13 protein-coding genes are annotated in these 17,123 nt (G+C 72.3%); 8 read left to right on the plus strand and 5 right to left on the minus strand.

Going from position 1 to position 17,123, the window contains the following annotated elements; translation table 11 throughout:
* Positions 1-54 precede the first annotated feature (54 nt).
* The gene (locus ACQSSQ_RS08375) at positions 55-285 is read right to left on the minus strand and encodes a DUF7455 domain-containing protein (protein ID WP_431326575.1); all 231 of its coding nucleotides are present in this window, start codon (positions 283-285) and stop codon (positions 55-57) included.
* 290 nt (positions 286-575) lie between these two features.
* On the opposite strand from ACQSSQ_RS08375, the gene ACQSSQ_RS08380 reads away from it, so the two are divergent.
* Positions 576-2,651, plus strand: a complete 2,076-nt coding sequence (locus tag ACQSSQ_RS08380; RefSeq protein ID WP_431326576.1) for a DNA gyrase/topoisomerase IV subunit B — start codon at positions 576-578, stop codon at positions 2,649-2,651.
* Positions 2,652-2,685: 34 nt separating this feature from the next.
* Positions 2,686-3,117 carry a VOC family protein gene (locus ACQSSQ_RS08385; RefSeq protein ID WP_431326577.1) on the plus strand — a complete coding sequence of 144 codons (432 nt, stop codon included), beginning with the start codon at positions 2,686-2,688 and terminating at the stop codon, positions 3,115-3,117.
* A gap of 65 nt (positions 3,118-3,182) precedes the next feature.
* On the opposite strand, the gene ACQSSQ_RS08390 is transcribed toward ACQSSQ_RS08385, so the two are convergent.
* The 3 genes from ACQSSQ_RS08390 to ACQSSQ_RS08400 are packed head-to-tail and all read right to left on the minus strand — an operon-like array spanning position 3,183 to position 6,211.
* Entirely contained in the window at positions 3,183-3,698 is a 516-nt protein-coding gene (locus ACQSSQ_RS08390) for a beta-class carbonic anhydrase (protein ID WP_431326578.1), read from the minus strand.
* Between the two features lie 9 nt (positions 3,699-3,707).
* Positions 3,708-5,513, minus strand: coding sequence for an MFS transporter (locus ACQSSQ_RS08395; protein ID WP_431326579.1), 1,806 nt, complete (start codon positions 5,511-5,513; stop codon positions 3,708-3,710).
* Positions 5,510-6,211, minus strand: a complete 702-nt coding sequence (locus ACQSSQ_RS08400; protein WP_431326580.1) for an LppX_LprAFG lipoprotein — start codon at positions 6,209-6,211, stop codon at positions 5,510-5,512. Before ACQSSQ_RS08400 ends, ACQSSQ_RS08395 begins: the two co-directional genes overlap by 4 nt.
* 126 nt (positions 6,212-6,337) lie before the next feature.
* Here ACQSSQ_RS08400 and ACQSSQ_RS08405 point away from each other — a divergent pair, with 126 nt between their 5' ends.
* Complete coding sequence (locus ACQSSQ_RS08405) at positions 6,338-6,772, plus strand: VOC family protein (RefSeq protein WP_431326581.1); 435 nt, start codon at positions 6,338-6,340, stop codon at positions 6,770-6,772.
* Between the two features lie 41 nt (positions 6,773-6,813).
* Here ACQSSQ_RS08405 and ACQSSQ_RS08410 read toward each other — a convergent pair whose 3' ends face one another.
* Positions 6,814-9,273, minus strand: a complete 2,460-nt coding sequence (locus ACQSSQ_RS08410) for a DNA gyrase/topoisomerase IV subunit A (RefSeq protein ID WP_431326582.1) — start codon at positions 9,271-9,273, stop codon at positions 6,814-6,816.
* Positions 9,274-9,412: 139 nt separating this feature from the next.
* Here ACQSSQ_RS08410 and ACQSSQ_RS08415 point away from each other — a divergent pair, with 139 nt between their 5' ends.
* The 5 genes from ACQSSQ_RS08415 (at position 9,413) to ACQSSQ_RS08435 (ending at position 17,120) form a co-directional block, all read left to right on the plus strand.
* Positions 9,413-12,124, plus strand: a complete 2,712-nt coding sequence (locus ACQSSQ_RS08415; protein WP_431326583.1) for a bifunctional acetate--CoA ligase family protein/GNAT family N-acetyltransferase — start codon at positions 9,413-9,415, stop codon at positions 12,122-12,124.
* A gap of 80 nt (positions 12,125-12,204) precedes the next feature.
* On the plus strand, positions 12,205-12,834 hold the full coding sequence (locus tag ACQSSQ_RS08420) for a DUF5998 family protein (protein ID WP_431326584.1): 630 nt from the start codon (positions 12,205-12,207) through the stop codon (positions 12,832-12,834).
* On the plus strand, positions 12,831-13,958 hold the full coding sequence (locus ACQSSQ_RS08425) for an alkaline phosphatase family protein (protein ID WP_431326585.1): 1,128 nt from the start codon (positions 12,831-12,833) through the stop codon (positions 13,956-13,958). Before ACQSSQ_RS08420 ends, ACQSSQ_RS08425 begins: the two co-directional genes overlap by 4 nt.
* A 53-nt stretch (positions 13,959-14,011) precedes the next feature.
* Positions 14,012-15,730: an NAD(P)/FAD-dependent oxidoreductase gene (locus ACQSSQ_RS08430; protein WP_431326586.1), complete on the plus strand. Its 1,719-nt coding sequence runs from the start codon at positions 14,012-14,014 to the stop codon at positions 15,728-15,730.
* Positions 15,723-17,120, plus strand: coding sequence for an adenylate/guanylate cyclase domain-containing protein (locus tag ACQSSQ_RS08435; RefSeq protein ID WP_431326587.1), 1,398 nt, complete (start codon positions 15,723-15,725; stop codon positions 17,118-17,120). Before ACQSSQ_RS08430 ends, ACQSSQ_RS08435 begins: the two co-directional genes overlap by 8 nt.
* Positions 17,121-17,123 lie beyond the last annotated feature (3 nt).

The raw sequence follows: 17,123 nt of genomic DNA on the forward strand, positions 1-17,123 counted from the left end.
CGAAGGGCCCCGCACCAGGTGGTGCGGGGCCCCTCGTCGATGTCGTACCGGGTGTCAGTGCTCCTCGGCCGGCGCCGTCGCCGGGGTGGCGGTGAGCTTGTCGCTCTCGTCGTGGATGGTCGCGGCGACCTCACGAAGCTTGGAGTCGTGCGCACGAGCGTGGTGGGCGCAGAACAGGAGCTCGAAGCCGTTGGCGAGCTCAGCTCGGACATAGGCCTGGGCTCCACAACGGTCGCAACGATCAGCGGCGCTGAGGGCAGCGGTGGGGGCGACAACAGTTGTCACGTCTGACCTCTTCTCTCCGAACGGTTCGGTTCCCCGAACGACATTTCCAACAAAGGAGAAGGCTTGGTGCCTTCTCCCGGATCAACATCCAACCACGAGTAGGTGTTCCCGCGCCGGGCTCCTCGGTGATCGGCCCGACACCTCGACCGTACCTGGCGTCGGCAACGAGGCCACGGCACCGCTCACGGTGTGGCGGACGACACGCCGTCTCGCGAGGTCCGCCCGGTGCGCCGGGTCCGTCGTACCTCCTGGGTAGATTGGCACCGTCGCGCCGGACGACCCCGGAGCTCGTGGAGAAGGAGCCTCTCATCGACACCGAGTACAACGCTCGCAACCTGCTGGTCCTCGAGGGCCTGGAGGCGGTCCGCAAGCGACCGGGGATGTACATCGGCTCCACCGACACCCGGGGCCTGATGCACTGCCTCTGGGAGATCATCGACAACGCCGTGGACGAGGCGCTGGGCGGTTTCTGCGACCGCATCGAGGTGGTCCTGCACCCCGACGGCTCGGTCGAGGTGGAGGACAACGGGCGCGGCATCCCCGTCGACACCGAGACCAAGACCGGTCTGAGCGGTGTCGAGGTCGTCTTCACCAAGCTCCACGCCGGCGGCAAGTTCGGTGGCGGCTCGTACGTCGCCACCGGCGGCCTGCACGGCGTGGGCGCCTCGGTCGTCAACGCGCTGTCGGAGCGGCTCGACGTCGAGGTGGCCAAGGACGGGGCGCGCTGGGAGATGTCCTTCCGCCGCGGAGCGCCGGGCTCGTTCGACGGCGAGGGCGCCGACGCGACGTTCACCCCTGCGAGCGGGCTGCGCAAGCTGGGCCGGGTCAAGAAGACGACGACCGGCACCCGCGTCCGCTACTGGGCTGACCACCAGATCTTCATCAAGGGCGCCGAGTTCTCGTACGACGAGCTCGTCGCCCGCGCCCGGCAGACCTCGTTCCTGGTCCCCGGGCTCGAGATCGTGCTGCGCGACGAGCGCGGAGACGCGCCGCAGAAGGAGTCGTTCAAGCACGACGGCGGCATCACGGAGTTCTGCGAGTTCCTCGCCCCGGACCCGGAGGTCTCCGACGTCCTGCGGCTGTCCGGGAGCGGGCACTTCACCGAGACCGTGCCGCTGCTCGACGACAAGGGACACATGACCCCGCAGGACGTCGAGCGCGACCTGGGCGTCGACATCGCGCTGCGGTGGGGGACTGGCTACGAGACCGTGACGCGGTCGTTCGTCAACATCATCGCCACCCCGAAGGGCGGCACCCACGTCGCCGGGTTCGAGCGCGCGCTCACCAAGACCTTCAACGACGTGCTGCGGGCCAACCGTCAGCTCAAGGCCAACGACAAGGACGTCATCAAGGACGACATCCTCGAGGGACTGACCGCCGTGGTGACGGTCCGGCTGGCCGAGCCGCAGTTCGAGGGCCAGACCAAGGAGGTCCTCGGGACGCCGCCCGTGACCCGCATCGTCACCAAGGTGGTCTCCGACGAGCTGAAGGCGTTCCTCACCTCCAACAAGACCGCGCACAAGGCGAAGGCCCGGGCGGTGATGGAGAAGGTCGTCGCCGCGGCCCGGACCCGCGAGATGGCGCGCCAGCAGCGCGAGACGCAGCGTCGCAAGAACGCCCTGGAGTCGAGCTCGCTCCCGGCCAAGCTCGCCGACTGCCGCAGCAACGACGCCGAGCGCACCGAGCTGTTCATCGTGGAGGGCGACTCCGCGCTCGGCACCGCCAAGGCCGCGCGCTCCTCGGACTACCAGGCGCTGCTCCCCATCCGGGGCAAGATCCTCAACGTCCAGAAGTCGTCGATCGCCGACATGCTCAAGAACGCCGAGTGCTCGTCGATCATCCAGGTCGTCGGCGCCGGCTCCGGACGCACGTTCGACACCGAGCAGGCGCGCTACGGCCGGATCATCTTCATGGCCGACGCCGATGCCGACGGCGCCCACATCCGCTGCCTGCTGGCGACGCTCTTCTTCCGCTACATGCGCCCTCTCGTCGAGGAGGGGCGCGTCTACTCCGCCGTGCCGCCGCTGCACCGGATCGAGCTGACCAACCCCAAGAAGGGGATGGACAAGTACGTCTACACCTACTCCGACCCCGAGCTGCAGCGGAAGCTCGCCGAGCTGAGCAAGAAGGGCCTGCGCTGGAAGGACCCGATCCAGCGCTACAAGGGCCTCGGCGAGATGGACGCCGACCAGCTCAAGGAGACCACGATGGACCCGCGTCACCGGACGCTGCGGCGACTCACCGTCGACGACGCGGAGGAGGCCAGCGAGGTCTTCGAGCTGCTCATGGGCAACGAGGTGGCCCCGCGCAAGGAGTTCATCGTCCAGGGCGCCTACGAGCTGGACGCGGACCGCATCGACGCCTAGCGCCGGCGGCGCCTGCGGGCGCAGGATGGGCGGGGTGAGGCGCAACCGCTCGATCCCGGCGGCCACGGTCGTCCCGGTCCTCGTCTATCCCGACGTCCGGGCCGCCGTCGCCTGGCTCGCGTCGGCGTTCGGGTTCGTGGAGCACGTCCGCATCGGCGAGGACCACCGTGCGCAGCTCGGAGTCGGGGACGGGGCGGTCATCGTCGCCGACGTCCGCCACGACCAGCGCCCGCCGCGCGGCGGCGAGGTCACCCACCTCGTCATGGTCCGCGTCGACGGGATCGACGAGCACTGCGAGCACGCCCGGTCGTGCGGCGCGCCGATCGTGATGGAGCCGACGACGTTCGAGTACGGCGAGCGCCAGTACGTCGCCGAGGACCTGGCCGGGCACCGCTGGACGTTCACCGAGACGCTCGAGGACGTGCCGCCGGAGGCCTGGGGCGGGACGACGGTACGGCCGCGCTGAGGCGGTCGTACGGCGGCGGGCCGGCACGCTACGGCGGCGGGCCGCGCTGCCGTACGTGACCAGCCTCAGACGACCTGCTCGAGCAGACCCGTGTCGACGTCGTACAGGAAGCCGCCGGCCTTCACGTGCGGCGGGATCAGCGGGTGCGAGTCGATCTTGTGCACCGACTCGGCGAGCTCGGCGCGCTGGTCGTTGATTGCGCCGAGGAACATCCAGGTCGCGTCCGTGCCCGTGGCGTCGCCGATCCGGGCCTGGAGCTCGGACTCCGACGCGCTGGCCATCGCGCACCGGGTGTGCTCGATGACGAGGACGCGGTCCACCTGCAGCAGGTTCGCGCCGAGGACGAGGGCGACGAGCACCTGCTCGGTGACGCGTCCACCGGGGTTACGGAGGATCTTCGCGTCGCCGGGCTCGAGCCCGACCATCCGCAGCGGGTCGATCCGGGAGTCCATGCAGGTCACGATCGCGACCCCGGCACGGGCGACGCCGTCGAACCCGGAGAGGTCGAAGGCGTCGGCGTACGCGCGGTTCGCGGCGAGCAGGTCGGAGAAGTCGCGAGGCTCGGGAGCGGCTGACGTCATGGTCCGAACCTAGTCGGCCGTCTCGCTCACACCGACGCCGGGACGCCCTGTGAGCAGCAGGACGGCAGCGAGCGCGGCGATCCCCGCGCAGACGGCGGCGCCGGTGAACACGGTGCTGAGCTGCACGATCCCCGCGTCGACGAGCTCGGCGTTGTACGCCTTGCAGGCGGTCGCGGAACCCGGGCACACCTCGGAGAGCGGAGGGATGCGCTCCACCGCGTCGTGGTACGCCCGCAGGCCCCACGACGTGAGGATCGAGACACCGACGAGCATGCCGACCATGCGGGCGACGACGACCAGGGCGGAGGCGATCCCGTGCGTCTCGTCGGGCGTCGCGTCGAGGAGCGCGGCGTTCACCGGTGCGACGGCGAGGCCGAACCCGAGTCCCGCCGCCGCGAGTGCCACCGACGAGGACAGGTGGGAGAGCGCGTCGCTGTCCCAGCCCGCCATCACGACGAAGCAGACGCAGGCGAGCGCCATGCCCGCGCCGGCGATCCAGGCCGGTCGGAGGCGGCGGGTCGCGTAGCCGCCGACGACCGCGCCGACCGGGATCGCGACCAGGAATTCGACGAGCACCAGCGCGGCACCGAGCTGCGACCCGCGGTGCTCGGTGAGCCGGGCGAAGAACGGGACGTCCACCAGCGCCGCGATGAGCGCCGCACCCACGAACAGGGACACGACGAGCGCACCCCACGCCGGCCGCTCGCGGAGCGTGTGTCGGGGGACCAGGGGCGCGGCGGCCGTACGCTGCCGGACGACGAACCCGATGGCGGCGAGCGCGGCGACGCCCAGCAGTGCCGGAGCGGCGGGGGAGACGACGCTGGTCTCCGGGTCGGCGGAGGCGAAGGTGACGATCACGCACCCGAGCGCCAGACCGAGCAGTCCGGCGCCGACCAGGTCCACGGCGCGTGCCGTCGCGGGCCAGGTGCGGAGGGCGACGAGCGGGCGCCGAGCGGTCAGCTCGCGGAGGACGAACGCTGCCCCGAGGGCGTACGTCGCCAGCGCGACGGGCGTCGTCCAGCGCGACTCGCCCACCACGGGCAGGAAAAGGGTGCCGATCTCGACGTCGTTGCGCAGCCGGGCGGGCTGGCCGATCGCCAGCGCGATGCCGGCGACGGTGAGGACGGCGAGGACCGCGCCGAGGATGTCGGGGAGAGGGGCCGTCCGGCCGCGCTCCGGACGCGACGCGCGCGCCGACGGGGCGGCCCGCGGCGCGGACGCGGCGGCGAGCGGGGCGGCGATGGCGGCGGCGAGGACGAGGCCCACGGCGCAGTTCAGCCAGAAGATCGCGCGCCAGTCGCCGACCGCGAGGACAGCTGCGCCGTACAGGGGTCCGAGGACGCTGCCGAGCTCCTGCACCGCGCCGACGATGCCGAGCGGCACCCCGCGGCGACGGGGCGGCCACAGGTCCGCCACGAGGGCGAGCGTCGCCGGGACGAGCCCGCCACCGCCTACCCCCTGCAGGAACCGTCCGGCGACCATCGGGGCCAGGCCGTCGGCCGCGGCCGTCACCACGGAGCCGACCGCGAACAGCACCAGCGACCCGACGAGGACCGGGCGCCGGCCCCGAAGGTCGGCGATGCGACCGACGAGCGGGAGGACGGCGACATAGCCGAGCAGGAACCCGGACACGATCGGCGCTGCGCGCTGCAGCTCGTCGAGACCGAGCCCCGCGGCGGTCATCATGTCCGGGAGCGCCATGACGACGACGTACGTGTCGGCGGCGGCGAACGCGACAGCCACGGCCGCGAGGGCGAGAAGGACGCGCGCCGCCCGGTTCGCGCTCGGTGCCGGAGCCGGTGCCGGCTCGCTCACGGTGCGGTGATCTCGACCGGGTCGTCGGAGGCGGTCACCGCGACCGTGTAGGTCACGGGCTCGTCGCCGGCGTAGAACAGCCCCTCGAGCGTGACGTCGCGCAGCACGTCGTCCTCGGTCAGGCGGTAGGTCGCGTCGAACGTCGTATCAGCCTGTGCCGTCGGGATCAGCCCGCGGATGACGGCTCCCTCGATCGTGCCGGTGATCGTCGTCAGGACGTCACGCCCGTCGCGGCTCTCGCCGCCGGACTTCAGGTCGTCGGTCTCGGTCAGCAGCGACGAGATCCCGTCGTCGCTGCGCATGAGGGTCGCGGGGTCCGGAGCGCCGATCGATGCCGGGTCGAGGGGCAGGAAGGTCGGCGAGAAGCCGGTCTTGGCGTGGACCGTGCCGTCGACCGAGACCACCTCGGCGTTGATGGGCACGCCCTTGAGCGACACCTTGACGTCGCCCTCGAACGCCGGGGCGTGCGTGCCGGTGCCCTTCGCCTCGAGGAGGCCGGTCGTGCCGCTCGGGAGCTCGGGCGTGGTGAGGTCCAGCTCCAGGCTCTGCGCGTCGTCGAGCACGGTCTGCGCCGCGCTCAGGCGCCCGGCCAGGTCCTCGCCGCCGTCACCGTCTCCGCCGTCGTCGTCCCCGGTGCACCCCGCAACCGTGAGGACGAGGGCAGGCAGGAGGACGGCAAAGGTGGCACGCTTCAGCATGGCGTCAGCATAGGGGTCGGCCGGGACGCGCCGGCAGCCGATGAGTCCGGTGCCACGAGAGAGTCGTCCCTCCGAAGCGTCGGGTCGTCGGGATCGGCCGGACACGCCAGAGAAGAGGATCCTCAGATGGACTGGAAGCTCGAGAACATCGTCCTCGGCGTCGCCGACGTCGACCGCGCCAAGGAGTTCTACGAACGCCTCGGGTTCCACCTCGACGTGGACCACCAGCCGAGCGACGCGTTCCGCGTCGTCCAGCTGACGCCTCCCGGATCGGGGTGCTCGATCTCGTTCGGGATCGGCATGAACGGTGCAGAGCCCGGCGCGACGAAGGGCCTGCACCTCGTCGTCGACGACATCGAGGCCGCCCACGCCCACCTCGAGGACCGTGGTGTCGCGAATCCGGGCATCCAGCACTTCGAGGACGGTGAGCTGCTGCCCGGCGCGGATCCCGAGCACCGCGACTTCTGGTCCTACATCTTCTTCGACGACCCCGACGGGAACTCGTGGGCCGTCCAGGAGGCGCACCACCGCGCGAACGCGCCCACGACCGCGCCGGCGTGACGGCGCCGGGTCGGCCCCGGGCTGACGGCGCCGGGTCGGCCTCAGCCGACCTGCGTCGCCACCGGGCTGCCGACGGCGAGCACCGGCTGCGCTCCCGGGGTCCCGGACCCGTCGCGCCGCGGATCGACCGCGGGCAGCGTCGCCGCCGCACCGCCCGACCCCGACGCCATCGCCGGTCCGGGCCCGGCCCACGCGAGCACGAGCGCGTCCTCGCCCTTGAGCAGCCGCTGGCAGCGTACGCCGCCGGTCGCGCGTCCCTTGGCCGGATAGGCCTCGAACGGCGTGACCTTGACCGAGCCGGCCTCGGCGCCCGGCAGCGTACCGGCCGAGCCGGCGATCGTGACGACCTCGGCGTCCTCGGCCGGCTCGAACGCCCCGAAGAACAGCACCGACGCGCCGGCCGCCAGCTTGATGCCCGCGACGCCACCGCCCGTACGGCCCTGGGGCCGCACCGTCGACGCGTTGAAGCGCAGGAGCTGCGCGTCGGTCGTGATGAAGCACAGCTCCTCGTCGCCCGTGCGCAGCTCGCGGATGCCGACGACCTCGTCGCCGTCGTCGAGCGAGACCACGTCCCACGCGTCGCGGCTGCCGAGGTATTCGGGCTTCACCCGCTTCACCACGCCCCGGCGCGTGCCGAGCGCCAGCCCCGGGGAGTCCAGGGAGAACGTCGTCAGCGCGAGCGCCCGCTCGTCCGGGAGCAGCTCGGTCTGGGTGACCTCCGCCCACAGCGCGCCGCCCTGCAGGTTGGGCGCGGCCGCGGTCGGGGGCAGGGCCGGGAGGTCGATCACGCTCATCTTGATGACGCGGCCCGCCGAGGTGAGCAGGCCGACCTCGCCGCGTGCGGTCGCCCGGACCGCCGACGCGATGACGTCGTGCATGTGCCGACCCGACTCGGCGTCGGGCACGGTGTCGTCGGCCGTGCGGGCGAGCAGACCCGTCGCGGACAGCAGCACGAAGCACGGATCGTCGGTGACCTCGAGCGGGACGGCGGCCGTGACGGCCTGGCCGGCGCTCTCCAGGAGGACGGTACGGCGCGGGGTGCCGTACTTCTTGGCGACCTCGCCGAGCTCGTCGGACACCAGCCCCTTGAGGAGCGCCTCGTCGCCGAGGATCGCGTCGAGCTCCTCGATCGTGGCGCGCAACTCCTCCGCCTCACGCTCGAGCTCGATGCGGGAGGTCCGCGTGAGGCGCCCAAGCTGGAGGTCCAGGATGTAGGAGGCCTGGGCGTCGGAGAGGTCGAAGACCGTCTTCAGGCGCTCGTGCGCCTCGCTGCGGGTGTCGCTGCTGCGGACGAGCTGGATGACCTCGTCGATGTCGAGGATGGCGATGAGCAGACCCTCGACGAGGTGCAGCCGGTCGGCGGCCTTGCGGCGTCGGAACTCGCTGCGGCGGCGGACCACCTCGAAGCGGTGGTCGAGGAAGACCTCGAGCAGGTCCTTGAGCCCCAGCGTGCGGGGCTGGCCGTCGACCAGGGCGACGTTGTTGATGCCGAAGGAGTCCTCCAGCGGCGTCATCTTGTAGAGCTGGGCGAGGACCGCGTCGGGGTTGAAGCCGTTCTTGACCTCGATGACGAGGTTGATCTCGGCCTCGGAGAGGTTCTTGAGGTCGGAGATGCCCTGGAGCTTCTTGGACTGGACGAGCGTCTTGATGCGCTCGATGACCTTCTCCGGGCCGACGCCGTACGGGAGCTGGGTGATCACGATGCCCTTGCGGCGCGCCGTGATGCTCTCGATCTGGGCCGTCGCGCGCATCGTGAACTTGCCGCGGCCGGTCGCGTACGCCTCGCGGATGCCGTCGAGGCCGATGATCTTGCCGCCGGTCGGCAGGTCGGGCCCCGGGACGAAGCGCATCAGGTCGTCGAGCGAGGCGTCGGGCCGCTTGATCAGGTGGCGCAGGGCCTGGACGACCTCGACCAGGTTGTGCGGGGCCATGTTGGTGGCCATGCCCACCGCGATGCCCGACGCGCCGTTGACCAGGAGGTTGGGGAGTGCCGCGGGGAGGACCGAGGGCTCCTCCTCACGGGCGTCGTAGTTGGGCTTGAAGTCGACCGTGTCCTCGTCGATGCTCTCGGTCATCGCCAGGGCGGGAGGCGCCATCCGGCACTCGGTGTAGCGCATCGCGGCCGGACCGTCGTCGGGCGAGCCGAAGTTGCCCTGGCCGTGGACGAGGGGGAGCCGCAGCGACCACGGCTGCACCATCCGCACCAGGGCGTCGTAGATCGAGCCGTCACCGTGCGGGTGGAGGCGACCCATCACCTCGCCGACGACGCGCGCGCTCTTGACCGTCCCGCGGTCGGGCCGCAGGTTCATGTCGTCCATCGTGTAGAGGATCCGGCGCTGGACCGGCTTGAGTCCGTCGCGCGCGTCGGGGAGCGCCCGGGAGTAGATGACCGAGTAGGCGTACTCCAAGAAGCTCGACCGCATCTCCTCGCGCACGTCGACGTCGAGGATGTGCTCCTCGAAGTCCTCTGGTGGCGGGCTGCTCGGCGTACGGCGGGCCATGCACGTCCTTCTTTCCGACGGGCGCCCGGTCGGTGCGCCCGCCTCTGATCCCGGGGATGTCCAGAACCCTAGGCCATCATGCCGACGGCCCCGGGTTGCGACGCCACGACGCTGGGTCGCAGACGGTAGATTCCTGGATGTGGCCGAGGAATCCGACGCAGCCGACGAGCGCTACCCCGAGCACTGGGAGGCGGACGTCGTGCTCCGCGACGGAGGTGCCGCCCACCTCCGTCCCATCACCCCGGACGACGCCGAAGAGCTCGTCCGGTTCTACGCCCGCGTGTCGGAGCAGTCGAAGTACTACCGGTTCTTCGCGCCGTACCCGACGCTGTCCGACCGTGACGTCAAGCGGTTCACCGAGGTCGACTACCTCCGCCGCGTCGCGTTCGTGGTGACGATCGGCGCCAGCATCATCGCGGTCGGCCGGTACGACGCGGTGGCCGACGGGGAGGCCGAGGTCGCGTTCCTCGTCGAGGACGACCAGCAGGGCCGCGGGCTCGGACAGCTCCTGCTCGAGCACTTGGCGCAGGCGGGCCGCGAGATGGGCATCCACCGCTTCGTCGCCGACGTGCTGCCGGAGAACGTGCGGATGATCCAGGTCTTCCGCGACCAGGGCTACCAGGTCGAGCGCAGCGTCGAGGACGGCGTCATGCGCCTCGTGTTCCCCATCGACCCGACCGAGACCGCGATCGGCGTCATGCAGTCGCGCGAGCACCGCGCGGAGGCCGCGTCCATCGAGCGCTTCTTCAACGCCCGCAGCGTCGCCGTCGTCGGCGCCAGCCGCCGCCAGGACACGATCGGCCAGAACATGGTCCGCAACCTCGTGCTCGGCGACTTCGCGGGCGCGGTCTACGCCGTGAACCCGCAGGCCGAGGCGGTGTCCGGGCTGCCGGCGTACAAGACCGTCCAGGACATCCCCGGCGAGGTCGACCTCGCCGTGATCGCGGTGCCCTCGGAGTCGGTCCCCGAGGTCGTCCTCGACTGTGCTGCCAAGGGCGTGCACGGCCTCGTCGTGATCTCGTCCGGCTTCGCCGAGATCGGCGAGGAGGGGCGCCGGCGCCAGCGTCGCCTGGTCGGGCTCGCCCGGTCGTACGGGCTGCGTCTCGTCGGCCCCAACTGCCTCGGCGTCATCAACACCTCGTCCCAGGTCCGCCTCAACGCGTCGCTGTCGCCGATCATCCCGCCGCGCGGCCGGGTCGGCTTCTTCTGCCAGTCCGGTGCGCTCGGGCTCGCGATCCTCGAGAACGTGGACCGCCGCGGTCTGGGTCTTTCCACGTTCGTCTCCGCGGGCAACCGCGCCGACGTCTCCGGCAACGACCTCCTCCAGTACTGGGAGGAGGACGACGCCACCGAGGTCGTCCTGCTCTACCTCGAGTCGATCGGCAACCCCCGCAAGTTCTCCCGCATCGCCCGCCGCGTCGGGCGCAAGAAGCCGATCGTGGCCGTGAAGTCGGGCCGCTCCACGCAGGGCGTCCCGGTCGGCCACGCCGTCCGCAAGACCACCGCCCCGCAGTCGGCGGTCGACGCGATGTTCCGTCAGGCGGGCGTGATCCAGGTCGACACGCTGGACGAGATGTTCGACGTGGCGCAGCTGCTCGCCCACCAGCCCCTGCCCCGCGGCCCCCGGGTGGCCGTGGTCGGCAACTCCGACGCCCTGGCGCTGCTGGTCGCCGACGCCGCCACCGCCTCCGGTCTCAAGGTCGCCGACCCCATCGCCCTGGGAGCGAACGCGGGCGCCGACGACTTCGAGCAGGCCCTCGACGCCGCGATCGACAACCCCGAGGTCGACGCGATCGTCGCGGTCTACATCCCGCCGGTGAACACCTCCGGCGAGGACGTCGCCAACGTCCTGGCCGCCGTGGGGGAGCAGTCGGACAAGCCGATCGTCTCGACCTTCCTCGGTACCGAGGGCGTCCCGGAGCTGCTCCGGGTCCCCGACGTCGAGGGTGCGGCCGGTCGCGGCTCGGTCCCCTCGTACTCCGCTCCCGAGTCGGCCGTACGCGCCCTGGCGCGCGTGGTCAGCTATGCGGCGTGGGCGGGCAGCGAGCAGGGCGAGATCGCCCACTACGAGGACGTGGACCGCGAGCGCGCGAGCTCCCTCGTCCGCGCCGCGCTGGGCCGCAGCCCGGGCGGCGGCTGGCTCACCGACGACGAGGTGCACGAGCTCCTGCGCCTGTACGGGATCGACCTGTGGGACTGGGACCGCGCGCCCACCCTCGACGCGGCGATCGCGGCCGGCGACCGGTTCGGCTGGAACGTCGTGCTCAAGGCCACCGCGGACACCGTACGCGCGCGGCCCGACATGACCCACGTCTGGCGCAACATCTCCGACGCCGACGACATGCGCGAGGCGTGGACGGCGATGACCGACTACATCGGCCCGCCCGAGCGTGCGATGTTCGTGGTGCAGAAGATGGCCCCTCCCGGCGTCCCGATGTCGATCCGGACCGTCGAGGACCCGCTCTTCGGACCGCTGCTGTCCTTCGCGCTCTCCGGAGCGGCGGCGGACCTCCTCGAGGACCGGTCGTACCGGATCCCGCCGGTCACCGACGTCGACGTGGCGGGCATGATCCGCGAGCTGAAGTCGGCGCCGCTGCTCTTCGGCTACCGCGGCGGCCCCCGCGCGGACCTGGACTCCGTCGAGGACCTGCTCCAGCGGGTGGCCGCGCTCAAGGACGACCTCCCCGAGGTCTCCGAGCTCAACCTCGAGCCGGTCCTCGCAGGTCAGGACGCCTATCGCGTCCTCAAGGCTCGCGCGCGGGTCGCGCAGCCGGTCGACAACCGCCGCGACTGGTACGTCCGCCGCCTCAGCACACCGGTCGGCCTCGGGGACACGATGGCGGGCGCATGAGGTGGCGTCGGCACACGGTGAGGGCGGCTGCTGTGGGGACCGCAGGACGTGATCTCGGTGACAGTGCGAGACTTGGGGACATGGCCAACCGACACCCGTCGCCCCAGCGCACCGAGACCTCGGACCAGCAGCGCGACCGCACCGCCGAGCTGAGCGCCGACATCGAGACGACCGGCTACTACCCGCAGGTCGTCGCGGCAGGGATCGCCGACGCGCTCGCCGACGAGCCCGTCGTGGCCTACGTGCTCCACCACGAGCCGACCTTCGACCGCGACGAGGTGCGCCGGCACATGACCGTGCTGACGCTGACGCCGACGCGGCTGGTGCTCGCGCACACCGACGAGCACCCCGCCGACGACGTCCTGCCCGAGCCCTACACCTCGACGACGACCGAGGCGGTGCCGCTGCGGACGGTCGACTCCGTCGTGGTCACCCGCACCGTGCCGACGGCGACCGCGGTGAGCGCGGACTCGCCCCACGACGCCGCAGAGGCGGTGCTGACGATCGGGTGGGGCGCCGTACGACGGCTCGACCTCGAGCCGGCCGCCTGCTCCGACCCCAACTGCGAGGCGGACCACGGCTACACCGGGTCGGCGACGGCTGACGACTTCTCGCTGCGCGTGAGCGCCGCCGCCGACGGGGGCGGCGCGGTCCAGCGCCTCCTCGCCTTCACCCGCGAGCTCTCGGCGGCCACGAGCCGTCCCCGGTGACCGCCACCGGCGAGGTGCTTCCCGTCGTCGACTACGACGGGCGTGCCCTGACCTCCGTCCTCCCCAGCGTCGCGGCCGCGATGGGCGTCCCGAGCTGGACCGACGCGCTCGGGCTCCCCACAGCCGAGCGCTACGTCGTCGTGCTGGTCGACGGGCTCGGCTACGACCTGCTCGTGGAGAACGCCGACGCCGCGCCGTACCTCGCCGGCCTGCTCGACCGTGAGCCGCTGCTGTCCGGGCTGCCGTCGACGACGGCGACCAGCCTGACCTCGCTCGGGACCGGGCTGCCGCCGGGCCGCCACGGCGTCGTCGGCTACACCAGCCGCATCCCGGGCACCGACCGCGTCATGAACTCGCTGCGCTGGGACCCGACGGTCGATCCGGCCGAGTGGCAGCCGTACCCGACGATGTTCGAGCGCATCGACGCCGCCGGCATCCCCACCTCGACGGTCAACAAGGCGGAGTTCGAGGGGAGCGGGCTGACCGTGTGTAGCCAGGGCGGGGTGCCGTTCCACCCGTTCGCGTCGGTGTACGAGCGGCTCGACGTGGTCGTGGAGGCGTCCGAGGCGACACCCGGCTCGCTCGTCTACACCTACGAGTCCACGCTCGACCACACCGGCCACGAGAAGGGCTGCACCTCGCCGGAGTGGCGGGACCGGCTCCGGGGGATCGACCAGGACCTGGCCGACCTGAGGGACGCGCTCTCGCCCGGCACAGCGCTGCTCGTCACCGCCGACCACGGCATGCTCGACCTGCCGCGGGCCGGGCGCTTCGACGTCGAGGCCGAGCCCGCGATGCTCACCGACGTGATCGTCTTCGCCGGGGAGGCCCGGTTCCGGCACCTCTACACCCGCTCCGGAGCGGAGCACGCGGTCGCCGAGCGCTGGCGTGAGCGGGTGGGGGACCGGGCGCTGGTCCTCACCCGAGACGAGGCCGAGGCGGCGGGCTGGTTCGGCTCGATCGACGACACCGTCCGCCCGCGGATCGGCGACGTCCTCGTGGCCTCGCTCGGCGACTTCGGGGTGTTCTCGTCGCGCCACTTCGCGATCGAGCTGCAGATGGCGGGGTTCCACGGGTCGGTGACGGCCGCGGAGATGCGGGTGCCGCTGCTCGTGGACGGGTGAGGCAGCGTGAAAACGACGCGGTAGGGGGGGTGGCTGCTCGCTAGCGTGCGGTTATGGCCCACGCCCGCACGGGCGGCGCCGCGCGCCCGCTGCTGCTCGCGGTCGACCGCGACCCGGACTCGCTCGAACGCCTCGAGGGGGAGCTGACCCGTGCCTTCGGGATCGACTTCCGGGTCCGTGGCGAGCTGACGGCGGACGACGCCGTCCGCACCCTGGAGCGTGCGCACGAGCGCTCCGCTCCGGTCGCCGTCGTGCTTGTGGACCACGCGCTCGAGCCGGCCGACCGCGCCGCCGTCCTCGACGCCGCCCGGCGCCTGCACCCCGACGCGCGGCGGGCGATGCTCGTCGCCTGGGGCGCCTGGGCCAGCCGCGACGTCGCCCGCAGCATCCTGTCCGCGGTCGCGGTCGGCGACGTCAGCTACTACGTGCTCAAGCCGTGGACGTGGCGCGACGAGCTGTTCCACCGGACCGTCGCCGAGTTCGTCCAGGAGTGGTCCCGCAGCGACGCCACCACGATGCGCGAGGTGGTGGTGGTCGCGGGCCGAGGCTCGGCGCGGGCGGCCGAGATCCGCAGCCTCCTGGTCCGCAACGGCATCCCGCACGCCTTCCGTGAGCGCGGCACCGAGCTCGCCGACAAGGTCGAGCGCGCCGTACGCCACCGTGGGCACGACCTGACCGGCGTGGACGTCCTGGTCTGGATGCCGGCGATCGGCGGCGTCGTGCTCCGCGACCCCAGCGACGTCCAGATCGCGGAGGCCTGGGGCGTACGGACCTCCCTCGACCGCGACCGCGCGTTCGACCTCGTGGTCGTCGGAGCCGGTCCGGCCGGGCTCGCCGCCGGCGTCTACGGCTCCTCCGAGGGGCTGCGGACCCTGGTCGTCGAGCGCGAGGCGATCGGCGGCCAGGCCGGGTCGAGCTCGCTGATCCGCAACTACCTCGGCTTCTCCCGTGGCATCAGCGGCGCCGAGCTGGCGCAGCGGGGCTACCAGCAGGCGTGGGTGTTCGGGGCACACGTGCTCCTCATGCGCGAGGTCGTGGGCCTCCGGCACGCCGAGGGGGGCGGGTTCGAGGTCGAGATCGCCGACGTCGGCCGGGTGACGGCCCGCGCCGTGGTGCTCGCGACGGGAGTCTCGTACCGACGTCTGGGCGTTCCCGAGCTGGAGGACCTCAGCGGTGCCGGGGTGTTCTACGGCGCGAGCGTGTCCGAGGCGCACGCGATGGCGGGACGGCGGGCGGTCGTCGTCGGGGGCGGCAACTCCGCAGGGCAGGCGGTGCTGCACCTGGCGCGCTACTGCGCCCACGTGACGCTCGCCATCCGCGCCGAGACGATCGAGGCCGGCATGTCCCAGTACCTCGTCGACGCGATCGCCGCGGCCGAGAACGTCTCCGTCCGGACCGGGACCGAGGTGGTCGGCGGGGAGGGGGAGGGCTGGCTCGAGCGCATCGTGCTCCGGGACCGCCGCAGCGGGCGGGAGGAGAAGGAGGAGACCGACGGCCTGTTCCTGATGATCGGCGCCCAGCCTCGTACGGAGTGGCTGCCAGAGGAGGTACGGCGCGACGAGCGCGGGTTCGTCCTCGCGGGCGTGGATGCCGAGATCGACGGGGTCTGGCCGCGCGAGCGGCCCCCACGGCCGTACGAGTCGACGATGCCGGGGGTGTTCGTGGTCGGTGACCTGCGTGCGGGCTCCGTCAAGCGCGTCGCCTCCGCGGTGGGCGAGGGCTCCGTGGTCGTCTCGCAGGTGCACGAGTGTCTGGCCGAGGGCGATGCCTGAGCACCGCGCCGCCACGTCCAGCGGGCCCGCCGCGCCAGGGCGGACCGGTGGAGTCGCCATCACCGTGTTCCTCGCCCTACCCCTGCTCGGGCTGGCGCTCCTGCTCGGGCGGCCCGAGTTCGACATCGCGTGGGAGGACCACCCCGCGCACTTCTGGCTGGTCCTGTCGGCGGCACTGATCGGTGCGGTCCTGGCGTACGCGATGGGGGCCGCGGCGCTCCAGCGCGGCGACGCCCGCGTCCTGCTCGCCTCGTACGCGTTCCTGGTCACGGCGGCCTTCCTCGGGCTGCACGCGCTGGCCACGCCAGGCGTGCTGCTGACCACGCCCAACGCCGGGTTCGTCCTCGCGACGCCTGCGGGCCTCGCGCTCGGGGCGGTGTTCGCGGTGTGGTCCGGGAGCGACCTCAGCGGGGAGCGGGACGTCCGCATCGTCGGGCGCGCCGTCCTGCTGCGCGGCGTGATCGTCGCGCTGGTCGCGGGCTGGGCGGTGCTGTCCCTCGCGGCGATCTGGCCGTTCGACGCCGGGGCTGTGCCCGAGCAGGTCGACGGTGTACTCACCGCCTTCGCGGGCGCGGCGGTCGTGGGCTACGCGTGGGCCGCGTGGCACTACGTGATGCTCTGGCGCCAGCGGCACGCCTCCCTGCCCCTCGCGATGGCGTCGGCGTTCGTGCTGCTTGCCGAGGCCTCGGTCGCGGTCGCGTTCTCCCGGAACTGGCACCTGTCGTGGTGGGAGTGGCACGTCCTGATGCTGGCCGCGGTGCTGCTGGTCGCGCTGACGGCCCGGCGGCAGTGGCACGAGGAGCGGTTCGCCGAGCTCTACCTCGAGGACACGTCCGAGGGGCAGCGCGACATGAGCATCCTCTTCGCCGACCTGCAGGGGTTCACGACGTTCTCCGAGGCGCACGAGCCCCGCGAGGTCACCCAGATGCTCAACACGTTCTTCGAGGTGGCGGTGCCGCCCGTGGTCGGGCGCTACGGCGGGGACGTCGACCGGATCATCGGCGACGCGCTGATGGTGACGTTCAACCGCCGCGGCGACCAGCCCGACCACGCGCGTCGCGCCGCGCTCGCGGGCCTCGCCCTCCAGGAGGCCACCCGGGCGGTGGTCCGCGAGCACCCCGACTGGCCGCGCTTCCGGGTCGGGGTCAACTCGGGCCCGGTCTCGGTGAGCGTGCTCGGCACCGCCGGCGGCCGCACCCACACGGTCATCGGCGACACCGTCAACACCGCGTCGCGGATCGAGGGGAAGGCCCCGGCGGGCGGCGTCGCGGTGAGCGCCGCGACCCTGGCGCTGCTGCCGGAGGCGCGGGCGGAGTCGCTCGGGTTCCTGGAGCTCAAGGGCAAGGCGGAGCGGGTCGAGGTCTTCCGCCTGATGGGGGTGGAGGGGTGACGG

Origin of the sequence: Mumia spirodelae (assembly GCF_050632745.1) — a bacterium.
Lineage (GTDB): Bacteria > Actinomycetota > Actinomycetes > Propionibacteriales > Nocardioidaceae > Mumia.

Excerpts from the sequence above, each read along its gene's own strand:
- ACQSSQ_RS08390 (WP_431326578.1), bottom strand. The coding sequence starts at position 3,698 with ATGACGTCAGCCGCTCCCGAGCCTCGCGACTTCTCCGACCTGCTCGCC.
- ACQSSQ_RS08400 (WP_431326580.1), bottom strand. The coding sequence starts at position 6,211 with ATGCTGAAGCGTGCCACCTTTGCCGTCCTCCTGCCTGCCCTCGTCCTC.
- ACQSSQ_RS08405 (WP_431326581.1), top strand. The coding sequence starts at position 6,338 with ATGGACTGGAAGCTCGAGAACATCGTCCTCGGCGTCGCCGACGTCGAC.
- ACQSSQ_RS08410 (WP_431326582.1), bottom strand. The coding sequence starts at position 9,273 with ATGGCCCGCCGTACGCCGAGCAGCCCGCCACCAGAGGACTTCGAGGAG.
- ACQSSQ_RS08420 (WP_431326584.1), top strand. The coding sequence starts at position 12,205 with ATGGCCAACCGACACCCGTCGCCCCAGCGCACCGAGACCTCGGACCAG.
- ACQSSQ_RS08430 (WP_431326586.1), top strand. The coding sequence starts at position 14,012 with ATGGCCCACGCCCGCACGGGCGGCGCCGCGCGCCCGCTGCTGCTCGCG.
- ACQSSQ_RS08435 (WP_431326587.1), top strand. The coding sequence starts at position 15,723 with ATGCCTGAGCACCGCGCCGCCACGTCCAGCGGGCCCGCCGCGCCAGGG.